Below are 11,854 nucleotides of genomic sequence, written 5' to 3'. Positions count from 1 at the left end.
CGCTTTCATTACTATTTTCTGTTCAGAATAGAATTCAATGTGATAGAGGATACCAACTCATCAGACCTGCCACCCAATGCCCGGTAATACAACAGGATAGTATAATTATTCTCCGTTTCCCAGTAATCACCTTCTGTCAGCTCTGTATTGAATTTTGCATTGGGCTGTGTTTTATCTACCAATCCATAAATGTAATTATAATAGCCCTGCTTCAGGAAAAGCGTGCCTTCATAGGCACGGCTGGCGCCATTATAAGTCAGTCTGCTGTTTTTATTACATTCGTAGTTGGTAAGCTCCCCGAATATATATACATCGTAGCCTGCATATGGCTCTGGTGCTACAAAAGAGAAATGCACTGACGCATAATCCCCTTCAAAATTAGGATCATAATCATCCAGTGTAGCCAGGTAATATTTACCGTTAATATCTTTAATAAACTGGTATACTTTATCTGCCCTTTCGTGATCAGGCACCGCGAATACATCGGTGCTGTTATTATGATACTCGGATCGCTGCACACGCTCCGTTTGCAAACGGAAACTGCGTAAATCTATCCACCGGAATTCCTTTCCTGCAGGCACCACACAATCCTGCTCCGCATTATACTTTAATACGTTGCCATTGATAAACTGAGGCTTGAGGGTAGTCAGCGCATTATCCCAACGATAGTTCTGCAATATCACCACCTTTATCTGATCAAATGGATTCTGAATATTTAAAGAGCCGGTGTTTACTTCGAAATTGATCTTCTGATAAGTACGGAATAGCTTTGGTGCAATGGGACTTTGTATAAACCCCGAAATACCAGCTTTATTTTCCACTACAAACATCCGGCGGGTAAAAGCCAGTTGAGAGGTATCGCTGTCCAGGTAAATCTTCAACAGGTAGTTGCCCGATTTCACCGGATAACTGTTGGTGCCTGGCAGCTGCACGCTGTAGTGAGTATAGCGCGCCAGCGAAACACTGGATAACTTATAGTTCAGTATTCTCGTTTCGGAGAAGCCCCGCATATAATCAAACTGATTCACTGGTGCCGGCGTCCAGTCTGCATTACAAAGCACAAAAGAATAATAATAGTTTTTCACATCATTATCCATGTCATCAAAAGATAGTTCCAGCTTCTCTCCGGTGCCAATAGTATACATCGGCATACTAAGAGGATCGCCTGCCTGGCTGAATTTTACAGATCTGATGTTGTTGTAGTATACATGGTCCGGGGTAATAGCATCTACCTGTGCTGCTATGTTATTGCTGAACAAACAGGAAGCAATGGCTATTATGAAAAATGCTGCTGTACGCATACGAGGTAATTGATTAATTAAGGTACGACTATTAATGGAAAGCGAAAAGCTGAAGACAAAAAGCAAAAAGCTATTGTAACGAATGATCCCGGCGAAGATAAAACAATTTAGGCCCTGCCATCGCCCGCTACAATAGCTTTTTGCTTTCTGCTTTACGCTTTCCGCTTTTCCCTATATATTTGTTCCATGCGTTTATCATTTTTTATTGCCAGAAGGATTGCTTTCAATAAGGGATCCACTTTTTCCAAGTTCATCATCAATATAGCAGTAGCCGCCACCGCGGTGAGCGTAGCGGTAATGATACTGGCAACAGCATTGGTAAACGGGTTTCAACAAGTGATTCAGGAAAAGATATTCAGCTTCTGGGGCCATATCCATGTCAATGAATACCAACCCAATGCCGGACCACTGACAGAAGAAATTCCTTTCACCGGCAGAAACAGCCTGCTAGACAGTATTAAACTGGCACCAGGCATTAAAACAATCAGTAATTACGCTACCAAGTCTGCTATCATCAAATCAGAAAAGGAAATAGATGGGGTCATTTTCAAAGGGGTAGATAAAGGCTACGACTGGCCACAGCTAAGGCGTTTCCTCCAATCGGGCAACCTCCTGCAGTTTAACGACTCCGCCTATTCACCCGAAATCATGATATCTGAATACATGGCCACACAGTTGCAGCTAAAAGTAAATGATAAAGCCATTATCTATTTTATTCAGGGTGGCGGATTACCTCCCAGAGCCCGCAAGTTAACGGTGACGGGCATATTTAAAACAGGTATAGAAGAATACGATAAAACATATGTAATCGGTGATCTGAACCTGGTTCGTAAAATGAACGACTGGGAACCCACACAGGTAGGCGGTTACGAAATAACACTCAACGATTACCGCAAGATGGATACCACGGCCAGGTATATGGACAGGAACCTGTTATCGGACCAGCTGTTTACCCGCACCGTACGGGATATTTATCCCAACATCTTCGATTGGCTGCAGCTGCAGAACCAGAACGAATTGATCATCATCATCATCATGACCATAGTGGCCATCATCAACATGATCACCGCCATACTCATCCTGATCCTGGAACGTACCAACATGATAGGCATTGCCAAAGCACTGGGAATGCGCAACTGGAATATTCAACAGGTGTTTGTTTTCCAGGCCGCTTATATCGTGATACTGGGTATCCTGATCGGCGATTTCTTTGGACTGGGCATCGCTTTCCTGCAACAAAGCACCGGCATATTCAAATTACCGGAAGAGTCGTACTATATGTCGGTAGCAGCCATCTCTATACATTGGGTAGATATCCTGTTGATTAACTTAGGCACCTTCCTGATTTGTACTTTGATATTGCTGCTCCCGTCCTTAATTATCAAACGCATAACGCCGGTAAAGGCCATACAGTTTAAGTAGTTATTTCTTACGGGTACTTTTTACATAGTCGCGCAGGTAACTGCACTGACCATATACCTGGTGGTAAAAACTAGTTTGCACAAAACTACCTGTCAGTAAGGGGAAATAACGGTTATGTATCAACGCAGAAATGTATTTATCGCTATCCTCATTTTCAGCGGTATGCTTCTGTGAACAACGCGCCGCCATAAATGCACACCGGGCCCTGAACTCCTTGTCTGTACTGGCCTGCGCTGCCTTTAAGTAATAGGTTTCTGCTCCATAGCAACCGAAATACTGTTTTTCAAACGGATCTTTATCACACTTGGTCGTATACCACTGCGTAGAGGGACGGTAATCCTTCACGAAAAACCATGTTCTCCCATAATAAGAGATGCTGAATAACGCAGACGCATAATCGTAATATACTTTGGGTGACACCGGCGCTGTTTTCATTTTTTCCTGCAACTGCACCATGCGATCACAAAACTGTTGTTGCGTAATGCCTTTGGTATAGCCCAGTTCAGCGGTGTCTTCTCCAAAGTCCTCCAGCTGTTCCCGGAATACCTGGTAAGAAGTAGCCTGCGCAACAGCCGGTACTTTTTTAAACCAGTCACGCGCATTGCTGAAATCATGCACGCGCACATAGCTTTCTCCAATGATCCTGTTCATATTCAGGTTTTGGGGGAAGAAGCCCGCCAGGTACAACTCATACGGAGTCTTCACCGGTTGATGCAGAAAATTATTCAGCCGGATCAGTTCTGCAGACTTCATATCATCACTCACCTGGGATACCGCAGTCTGACCAGAAACAAAATAATCGTTTATCTGCAACGAATCGCAGCGCCCCCTGATCAGTGCTTCTTTCACCACGTCTCCCTGCTGATGATAGCGGGGAGCCAGGATGGCAAATAACAGGTTGCGATAGGTTTTCTTAAAAAAGTAAGTTTTGTCCGGCATACTCCACCAGTCATCACGATGATTTTTTTCCGGAGGTGTTTTAGCATCCAGCCATTTAAAAGAAGCCAGTAAACGTGATTCGAAGGCGCTATCTATTGTTTTCTGTTGGTTGATATTTACCAACAGGTTAACAATTTCCCACTGATCTTTTACTTCCCCGTCTTTTGTTTTCACTTCTTCCAACCGGGTCTTTGCAGCCGGGTAGTCTTTACGGATATAGGAAATATAGGCAGATGACACCCGCCACAGGTCCATATCTTTCAATTTACCCTTATTCACGAAGCTATCTATCACGGTTTGCAGCGTGCTTAACCGCGTGGTCATCTTCTTTTTCTCTTCCGTAGAGTAGTCATGCATGCTGATTAATCCGACTGACTGTCCTTCGCTCAGATACGGGCTGAAGTATGCATCTTCCAGTTTATTAATTTCCCTGGCCAGCAATATATTTAATGCAGGAGAAGCGGGATCAAAACCGTATACATTGCGCAGCGCGGCAACATCCGGCTCTGAGTTGGCAAACCCGTAAATGGCGGCTACAGTGGCTTTTTCGTGATTGTCTTTACACAACGGATACACCTGGTTATTGCTGGTGTTAGTCCACATTAAGCTGGTAAAACAGGAAGTCCGCAGAGACGGTGCTTTTTCAAATACGCGCGAAAATAAATACGCACTCTGCACGGAATCCTTTAAACGCAATAAGGCACCCGCTTTCAGGGCCAACGCTTTGAAATAGACTAATGAGGAATTATCTTTCCCTTCAAAAAATTTATCGAAAGAAGTGATGGCATCCCGGTAATCTTTACGGTAATGCTGTAGGCGGATCAACTGAAAAGCATAACGTTCACGGATATCTTCATCTGTGGTTTTATTGTACAACCCTTCGCCTTCTGTATACAGATCTCCCAGCAAACCATTATTTCTGTCGGGCGCAGACCATGGGTCAGCGTTGATAACGGCGGGTTCGCAGGTTTTGGCAAATAATAAATAACGGGCTGCTTCCCGGTTTTTATCTTTCAATAAAAACTGTGCAAAAGAATTTTGTTTTACACTATCCGGTAACACATTACTGCCGATAGCAATCGCCGACAACTGCTCCACCTTATAAGTATAAATACATTCGCGTATATCCTTCGCCGTTACCTTACTGCCAGTATAATTTTGCCAGTCCCCCACGTTAGCGGTTTCCTCAGAAGGCGTAGGATCACCGTAAAAATTGCTCAGTGAAGTATAATAAAATGGTTCATATCCTCCTCCTTTTGAATAAGGACTATAAAAGGAGATATAATAATCATAAGGATCTGGCGAGGGACCACACGATAAGGTGTAGATCACATTGCCAAAGAAAACAGCACAAAAGCTAATTAAAAAAACGAATAATTTTTTGTAGTTCATCCAAGGGATAATTTTGAAGCGTAAGCGAATCAAGATGATAAAATATAATAACCGGATCTTTTGTGGGTAGCTGTTTTGCCACCAACTTTGCGGAAGATTCCAGTGTTAAAGGATCAATAGTTTCCCGCCGGATAACATTTCCTTTCTTTAATGGATAGCCATTCAGTAGTGTATCCTGTTGTACGGTGTACAGCTGTGGTGGGCCTGGGGCAAAAAGGGCCGCATTTTGCAATTCCGTTTCTCCAACATTCCTTAAGATCCCTGCATACCCGATATCATTACGGAATAAAACACTCCATTCGAAAAGGGGTAACGCAATGTCCAAAGGTAAGGGATATCTGGCAACCCGATGCTCTCCCAGGTAGGACTCCATCACCTCCAGGTCCAGAATAGAATTATGTGCGCCGGGCTTACGGAGGTCACCCATATTGTAACACATCAGCAGCCCTTTGTCTACCGGTGGAATTCCAGTACGTACCGCATATTTCACCTGGTACATACGGATGGTGGCCGATATACGCCGCTGCTGAAAGAAAGGTGTTTGTTTGATTTGCTTTATAAAGGAGAAATAGGCATCCCGGCTGCGCTCTGTCCAGTCGCAGTCCAGCTGTATTTCAGGGATATGCACGCCTGGCATACGATCGCATAATTCCCCCATCAGTTTTGCTACTTTGCCGGCAAGTGCCGTATCCGGATGCGCCCATACTTCATTCATCAGGAACACCACCGGCACAATGTCCACAGTGGCGGGCAAGGGAGCCGATTGTCTGAAAATGGCTACCGGTACGGGTGCTTTCGTCACCTCGTCTACGTCCACATCAAATAACTTGATGTATAAGCGCTTGGCCGGCAGCTGCTGTACATATGCCTGTTCTTTGGTGTTCCCATTCCAGGTTTGTTTCCAGTAATAAAAGGCAGGCGTTACTTTTCGCTGTACAGGATGATGACAGGCAGCAGTTAACACAAACAAACTTATAAACAGTATACGGGGTATCATGATATTTTAAATAAGCAACCTGCCACAGATAATACCTGCTGCCACTGCAGCATTTAATGATTCGGCGCCACCGAGACGGGGAATGGTGATCCGGTGGGTAGCCAGTGCTATTACTTCTTCCGTTAATCCCCTTCCTTCATTACCAATCAGGATAATACCTTCTTTCATGGCCGGAAAATCAGCGATATTCTTACCATGCAGGGTAGCTGCATAGGAAGAAAGTTTAGTTTGCTGCAACAACTCCTTTATATCGTATTCGGCTATACGTACCCGGATAATACTACCCATGGTAGCTTGTATGGTCTTAGGATTATATACATCCACACAATCCGGGGAACAAATAATCTGTGGTATACCAAACCAGTCGGCGATACGAATCAGCGTTCCCATATTACCGGGATCCTGTATGGCTTCCAGCACCAGCGCCACAGTACCTGCTGCAGGAAGCGGATTGGCCGCCGCCGGCATATCCAGCAAAGCCATTGCCCTGTTGGGTGTGGTGAGGGAAGACAATTGTTTCAGTATTGTTGCATCCACTTCTGCCGCTGCACCCGCAGGTAACCTGTCCAGCAAGGCCGTATGTTGCTCCAGCCAATCGGCTGTTGCAAATACTCCTTTCACGGGCATGCCCGCCTGTAGCAGCTCCTGCACGATCTTGTCACCCTCTGCTACATACTGGCTGGATTTTTGCCTGTTTTTTTTGTGCTGTAATGATTGAATATATTTAATTTGCGCCTTTGACAACATGGGGCCAAACCTACACGATTTCTTTTAATCAGCCAAGAAGAGGCATGGTATCCGGTTCGTCAGGAATGGCTTTAAAAATTACTAATAACGTTTTCGCCCGTGATGCAGCTGCTTCCCAAATCCAGAATTTTACTGCTGAAACAATTGCTGCTATTAGCTGTAATATTCACGTTGGCGGCATGTTCCAACACCAAATACCTTCAAAAGGATCAAACATTATATACCAGCAGTAAAGTAGATGTAAAGGGAGAAGTACTCAACTCCGAAAAACAGGATCTCCGCAGCTCCCTCTCTTCGAAATCGCTGATGACACAGCAACCCAACAAAAAATTACTGACCACCCGCATAAAAGTCTGGCTCTATAACCAGAAGTATAACGAGAAAAAATCAAACTGGTTCTGGAACCTGGTCCTGTCAAAACGAAACCTCGAAGAACCCGTAGTATATGATTCCACCAAATCCAAAGAGTCGGTGGAACGCATGAGCAGCTACCTCCATAACCAAGGCTTCTTTTATGCTACCGTAAACTATGAGGCTAAAACCAAACGTAAAAAAACCAGTGTTACCTACCAGGTAAATACCGGCAAAAACTTCGTCATAGATAAAATTACCTACGTTATACCCGATACTGCAATTTTAAACATTGTAAAAGCCAATGAAAAATTATCACTCGTACAGAAAGGCGTGGTTTTTAAATCGGCGACCCTTGGCAGCGAAAGGGAAAGGTTAACCCGGCTGATCAAAGATGCCGGCTACTATCAGTTTAACCGCGATGCGATAGAATACAGTGTGGATACATTGAATAAATCCCTGTTCCGCAATACCCTCAACCCTTTTGAAGGACTCGTGAATATCTTCAACGAAAACAAAGGACGGGATAAACTGACCATGGACGTGGAAATCCATATCAAAAACCCGGAAGACACCATCGGCACCTGGCAACAATATCATATCGGTAAGATTTATGCCTACCCCGATTTTTCGCTGAATGGCAATCCAAACGACAGCACCCTGAAACATGATAACCGCAAGTATATCAACATTCGTTATCACCAGGAGATACTGAAACCCAAAATTCTTTCTAAATCTATATTACTAAGACCGGGAGAAACTTATTCCCTGCAACAGTATACCAATACAGTCAATAAATTATACGACATCGGCATCTGGCAATTTGTTACGCTCCAGTACAAAGAGCGGAAAGATTCTGTTAAAACACTGGATGCTTACGTGTTCCTGACACCACGCCGCAAACAGGAACTGGGACTCAGCTTTGAGTTAAGTAACAGTTCCGACTATACGCTGGGATCCGGTATTACCCTCAACTACCGCCACATCAATCTGAATAATACGGCTACCCAGCTAGGTATGGCCCTGAATACCGGCATTGAGCTGATACGTCAGAAATCCGGATGGGACCTGCAATCCAAACAGTTTGGCGGAGAAATAGGCCTTACCTGGCCACGTTTTGCACTGCCATTTAACATTAAACAATCCGCCAGGTCTAACGTCAAAACCCGGTTAACACTGGGCGCCAATTACCTGTCACGTGTTGAGAAATTTGATGTCACCAGTATCAATGCCTCGTACGGCTATGATTGGAACGAAACATTGTACAAACGCTGGATCATCAGGCCTATCACATTGAACTATGTGGGTGTTAGCCTGGATCCAACTTTCCGGGACAGCGTAGTAAATGCCAATCCTTACCTGAGACGTAGTTTTGAGCCGGCCTTGATCGGTGGAGAAAGTGTTTCTTACATCTATAGCAACCAGGATTTACTCCATCAGCGCCACTACAGCTACTTCCGGATAAACATAGAAGAGTCCGGGCTTTGGCTGAGCGGCATCAACAGCCTGATGAACAGTGTCAGCGGGCATAAAACCAACCTGGAAACACTGACCAATGTTAATATTTCCAATTTTGTAAAGATAGAAGCAGATTACCGCCACTACTGGAAACTGGGACTGCACAGCGGTCTTGCTACCCGGACTTATGCCGGGATAGGCATCCCGTATAGTTATTCACAGGTGTTACCTTATGTAAGACAGTTCACTTCCGGTGGCCCCAACAGTATCCGCGCCTGGCGCTTACGTACACTGGGGCCCGGCTCCTACAAGGATAACTCCCCTACCCCTAGCGCACAAACATTCCCTGATCAAACAGGTGATATGAAGCTGGAGGGCAATGTGGAATACCGTTTCGATCTGTTACGAATGTTTGGAGGTACTATCAACCTCAAAGGGGCTACCTTCCTGGACATGGGTAATATCTGGATGATCCGGAATGATCCCTCCAGACCCGGCTCCGAATTCCAGTTCAGCCAGTTATATCATGATCTGGCAATAGGAACGGGCGCGGGTCTGCGGTTGGATTTCTCTTTCTTCCTCATCCGTTTGGATTGGGGTATCCCATTGAAAGTTCCGTACTTTACCGGCAATAAAAACGGCTGGTATCTGAGCCAATGGGATTTGAAAGACAGTAGATGGCGGCGTGATAATATTATCTGGAATATTGCTATTGGTTATCCGTTTTAGGGACGGTGTTGGCAGCAATGAAATCAGCCATGTCAGTAGCATCCGACAGTTTGAAATTACCGATACGTGTTCTGCAAAGACTGCTCAGATAAGCACCACAACCCAGTGTAGCACCATAGTCATTCGCCAGTGAACGTATATACGTGCCCGTGCTGCACACCACCCTGAAATGTACTTCCGGTAAGTCAATTTTGGTGATCTCAAATTCCGAAATAGTTAATTTGCGTGGTTCCACTTTTACATCTACCCCTTTCCTGGCCAGCAGATAGATAGGCTTACCATTTTGTTTAATGGCAGAGTGAATGGGAGGTAACTGCATGATTTCCCCGATAAAAGGCTGGGTAGCTGCCAGTATAGCAGCTTCATCAAGATGACTGATGTCTTTAAAATTTTCAGGCTCGGATTCTTTGTCAAAAGTGGGTGTGGTAGCTCCTAATGTGAAAGTGCCGGTATATTCCTTCTCCTGGGCCTGGTATTCATTAATTTTCTTTGTCATTTTCCCGGTGCAGCAAATCAGCAGTCCGGTAGCCAATGGGTCCAGCGTGCCGGCGTGACCTATTTTTGCTTTGGTGGTATTTCTTATCTTACGCACTACATCGAAGGAAGTCCATGTTAATGGCTTGTTGATCAATATCACGGCTCCTTCCTGGTAATTAATATTTTCGTTCGTTTGCATGGCGCAAAGATAATAAATAGCATTTAGCCATTAGCTTTTAGCTTTTAGCAAATGCAGCGTAGAACATAATATATGTTTGTCTCCGCTGCATTTGCTAAAAGCTAAAAGCTAAAAGCTAATGGCTTTTTATTAAATTCACGCAATTTTCAAATACATGGCATTAGAACATCATTTAGACGCAACACTACGGCACAAGCAACAGGTAGACAATTCGCGTGACTACGTGCTGCCATTCATACAGCAGGAATTTCCGAAACTGGAAGGCCTGCGGGTAATGGAAGTTGGATGTGGAGAAGGCGGGGTGCTGATCCCCTTCCTGGAAAAGGGCTGCAACTGTGTGGGCGTGGATCTTGCACCTGACCGTATCGAACTGGCTAAGAATTTCCTTCAACAATACCTGGATGGTGGACAATTAAAGCTGATCGCCAAAAACATCTATGATCTTGACTTCCTGGGAGAATTCCAGCATTCTTTTGATGTAATTATTTTGAAAGATGCCATCGAACACATTCCTGACCAGGAAAAAATCATCGGGCATCTGAAGCAATTACTCACCCCCCAGGGACAGGTTTATTTTGGGTTTCCACCGTGGTATATGCCACATGGAGGCCATCAGCAGATCTGCGCCAACAAGTTCCTCAGCATGGTGCCTTATATTCACTTGCTGCCAAGACCCTTGTACAAAGGAGTATTGCGGCTGTTTGGTGAAGGAGATGATGTAGTCGTGGATCTGATGGATGTGAAGTCGACCGGCATTTCTATAGAACGCTTTGAGCGCATCGTAAAACGTCAGCACTATAAAATTACCCAACGCAGATTTTATCTGATCAATCCCATCTATAAATATAAATTCGGTGTAAGCGCAAGAGTACAGTGGAAGCCCATTGCAGCCATTCCTTTCTTCAGGAATTTTGTGACTACCTGTATGTATTATATGATTAAGCCGGAGTAGCTGTTAGCCATTAGCTTTTAGCTTTTAGCAAAATGCAGCGGAGAACATAATATATGTTTATCTCCGCTGCATTTTGCTAAAAGCTAAAAGCTAATGGCTAACAGCTGCTCCATATTTCCCATGACGCTTCCGCTTGCAGGATCAGCATTTCATGTCCGTTTTTAGTGGTAGCACCTTGTGCAGTTCCTTTTTGTAAAAAGGCGGTTTCTGCCGGATTATACACGAGGTCATACAACAGGTGCCTGGAGGTAAGGTATTGATAAGGTATTTCAGGAAACGTATCTACTTTGGGATACATGCCTAAAGGGGTAGTATTGACAATAATGGTATGTGCTGCAACGGTTGCCTGGTCCAGTGCGTCATAAGATATCGCGCCGTTAACCGGCTGACGGCTTACTACGGTGTACGTAATACCCAGTTGCTCCAGTGCATACATAATCGCTTTGGCGGCACCACCGGTACCCAGCACCAGGGCGCTGGTATGGTGGGATTGCAGTAATGGCTGCAATGATTTTGTAAACCCGATTACATCTGTATTATAGCCTGTTTTCTTCCCGTCTTTAAAATGAATGCAGTTAACGGCGCCTATTTGTGCAGCCGCTTTGCTGAGTTCATCCAGGAAAGGGATGACTACTTCTTTGTAGGGAATGGTAACGTTTAATCCGTTGAGCTGCGGATGTTGCTCCAGCAGTGTGCTGAATTCGGAGATACCGGGTATCGGGAAGTTTTCATACTGGCAGCCAGTGATCTGTTCCTTTTCAAATTTTTCTTTAAAGAACCCTTTTGAAAAAGAGTGGCTAAGCGGATAGCCAATAAGTCCGTAAATCTTCATGAACCCAATAATTGAAAATTACGAATTTCAAATTACGAATTACGGATTTGTGGGAAGA

Annotated in this window: 9 protein-coding genes; 3 read left to right on the top strand and 6 right to left on the bottom strand. The window is 44.5% G+C overall.

Going from position 1 to position 11,854, the window contains the following annotated elements; all coding sequences use genetic code 11:
• Positions 1–11: 11 nt before the first annotated feature.
• The gene (locus AC1DP6_RS14245; protein ID WP_477055423.1) at positions 12–1,301 is read right to left on the bottom strand and encodes a type IX secretion system plug protein; all 1,290 of its coding nucleotides are present in this window, start codon (positions 1,299–1,301) and stop codon (positions 12–14) included.
• Between the two features lie 186 nt (positions 1,302–1,487).
• Here AC1DP6_RS14245 and AC1DP6_RS14240 point away from each other — a divergent pair, with 186 nt between their 5' ends.
• Positions 1,488–2,723: an ABC transporter permease gene (locus AC1DP6_RS14240; protein WP_441572561.1), complete on the top strand. Its 1,236-nt coding sequence runs from the start codon at positions 1,488–1,490 to the stop codon at positions 2,721–2,723.
• Here AC1DP6_RS14240 and AC1DP6_RS14235 read toward each other — a convergent pair whose 3' ends face one another.
• From AC1DP6_RS14235 to AC1DP6_RS14225, 3 genes are read right to left on the bottom strand one after another with little or no spacing between them, the layout of a single operon-like run.
• Positions 2,724–5,054, bottom strand: a complete 2,331-nt coding sequence (locus AC1DP6_RS14235; RefSeq protein WP_477055422.1) for a hypothetical protein — start codon at positions 5,052–5,054, stop codon at positions 2,724–2,726.
• Positions 5,020–6,051: a hypothetical protein gene (locus AC1DP6_RS14230; RefSeq protein WP_477055421.1), complete on the bottom strand. Its 1,032-nt coding sequence runs from the start codon at positions 6,049–6,051 to the stop codon at positions 5,020–5,022. The genes AC1DP6_RS14235 and AC1DP6_RS14230 overlap by 35 nt, the downstream gene beginning before the upstream one ends.
• A 6-nt stretch (positions 6,052–6,057) precedes the next feature.
• Positions 6,058–6,798 carry a TrmH family RNA methyltransferase gene (locus AC1DP6_RS14225; RefSeq protein ID WP_477055420.1) on the bottom strand — a complete coding sequence of 247 codons (741 nt, stop codon included), beginning with the start codon at positions 6,796–6,798 and terminating at the stop codon, positions 6,058–6,060.
• A gap of 102 nt (positions 6,799–6,900) precedes the next feature.
• On the opposite strand from AC1DP6_RS14225, the gene tamL reads away from it, so the two are divergent.
• The gene (tamL, locus tag AC1DP6_RS14220) at positions 6,901–9,336 is read left to right on the top strand and encodes a translocation and assembly module lipoprotein TamL (RefSeq protein WP_477055675.1); all 2,436 of its coding nucleotides are present in this window, start codon (positions 6,901–6,903) and stop codon (positions 9,334–9,336) included.
• Here the strand turns inward: tamL and truB are convergent.
• Positions 9,317–10,012 (bottom strand): tRNA pseudouridine(55) synthase TruB, encoded by a 696-nt coding sequence (gene truB / locus AC1DP6_RS14215; RefSeq protein ID WP_477055419.1) that lies wholly within the window; start codon positions 10,010–10,012, stop codon positions 9,317–9,319. The two genes, tamL and truB, sit on opposite strands and share 20 nt — an antisense overlap.
• Positions 10,013–10,166: 154 nt before the next feature.
• Between truB and AC1DP6_RS14210 the strand changes: the two genes are divergently transcribed.
• On the top strand, positions 10,167–10,964 hold the full coding sequence (locus AC1DP6_RS14210; RefSeq protein ID WP_477055418.1) for a class I SAM-dependent methyltransferase: 798 nt from the start codon (positions 10,167–10,169) through the stop codon (positions 10,962–10,964).
• 97 nt (positions 10,965–11,061) lie between these two features.
• Here AC1DP6_RS14210 and AC1DP6_RS14205 read toward each other — a convergent pair whose 3' ends face one another.
• Positions 11,062–11,796, bottom strand: a complete 735-nt coding sequence (locus AC1DP6_RS14205; RefSeq protein ID WP_477055417.1) for a shikimate dehydrogenase family protein — start codon at positions 11,794–11,796, stop codon at positions 11,062–11,064.
• Positions 11,797–11,854: the final 58 nt, after the last annotated feature.

Source organism: Chitinophaga sp. 01L420 (assembly GCF_056399985.1).
The sequence above is the reverse complement of the archived record's forward strand: the minus strand, read 5'-3'. Positions and strand labels throughout refer to the sequence as shown.

Coding starts and splice junctions, on each gene's coding strand:
- AC1DP6_RS14245 (WP_477055423.1), bottom strand. CDS start 1,301: ATGCGTACAGCAGCATTTTTCATAATAGCCATTGCTTCCTGTTTGTTC.
- AC1DP6_RS14240 (WP_441572561.1), top strand. CDS start 1,488: ATGCGTTTATCATTTTTTATTGCCAGAAGGATTGCTTTCAATAAGGGA.
- AC1DP6_RS14235 (WP_477055422.1), bottom strand. CDS start 5,054: ATGAACTACAAAAAATTATTCGTTTTTTTAATTAGCTTTTGTGCTGTT.
- AC1DP6_RS14230 (WP_477055421.1), bottom strand. CDS start 6,051: ATGATACCCCGTATACTGTTTATAAGTTTGTTTGTGTTAACTGCTGCC.
- AC1DP6_RS14225 (WP_477055420.1), bottom strand. CDS start 6,798: ATGTTGTCAAAGGCGCAAATTAAATATATTCAATCATTACAGCACAAA.
- tamL (WP_477055675.1), top strand. CDS start 6,901: ATGCAGCTGCTTCCCAAATCCAGAATTTTACTGCTGAAACAATTGCTG.
- truB (WP_477055419.1), bottom strand. CDS start 10,012: ATGCAAACGAACGAAAATATTAATTACCAGGAAGGAGCCGTGATATTG.
- AC1DP6_RS14210 (WP_477055418.1), top strand. CDS start 10,167: ATGGCATTAGAACATCATTTAGACGCAACACTACGGCACAAGCAACAG.
- AC1DP6_RS14205 (WP_477055417.1), bottom strand. CDS start 11,796: ATGAAGATTTACGGACTTATTGGCTATCCGCTTAGCCACTCTTTTTCA.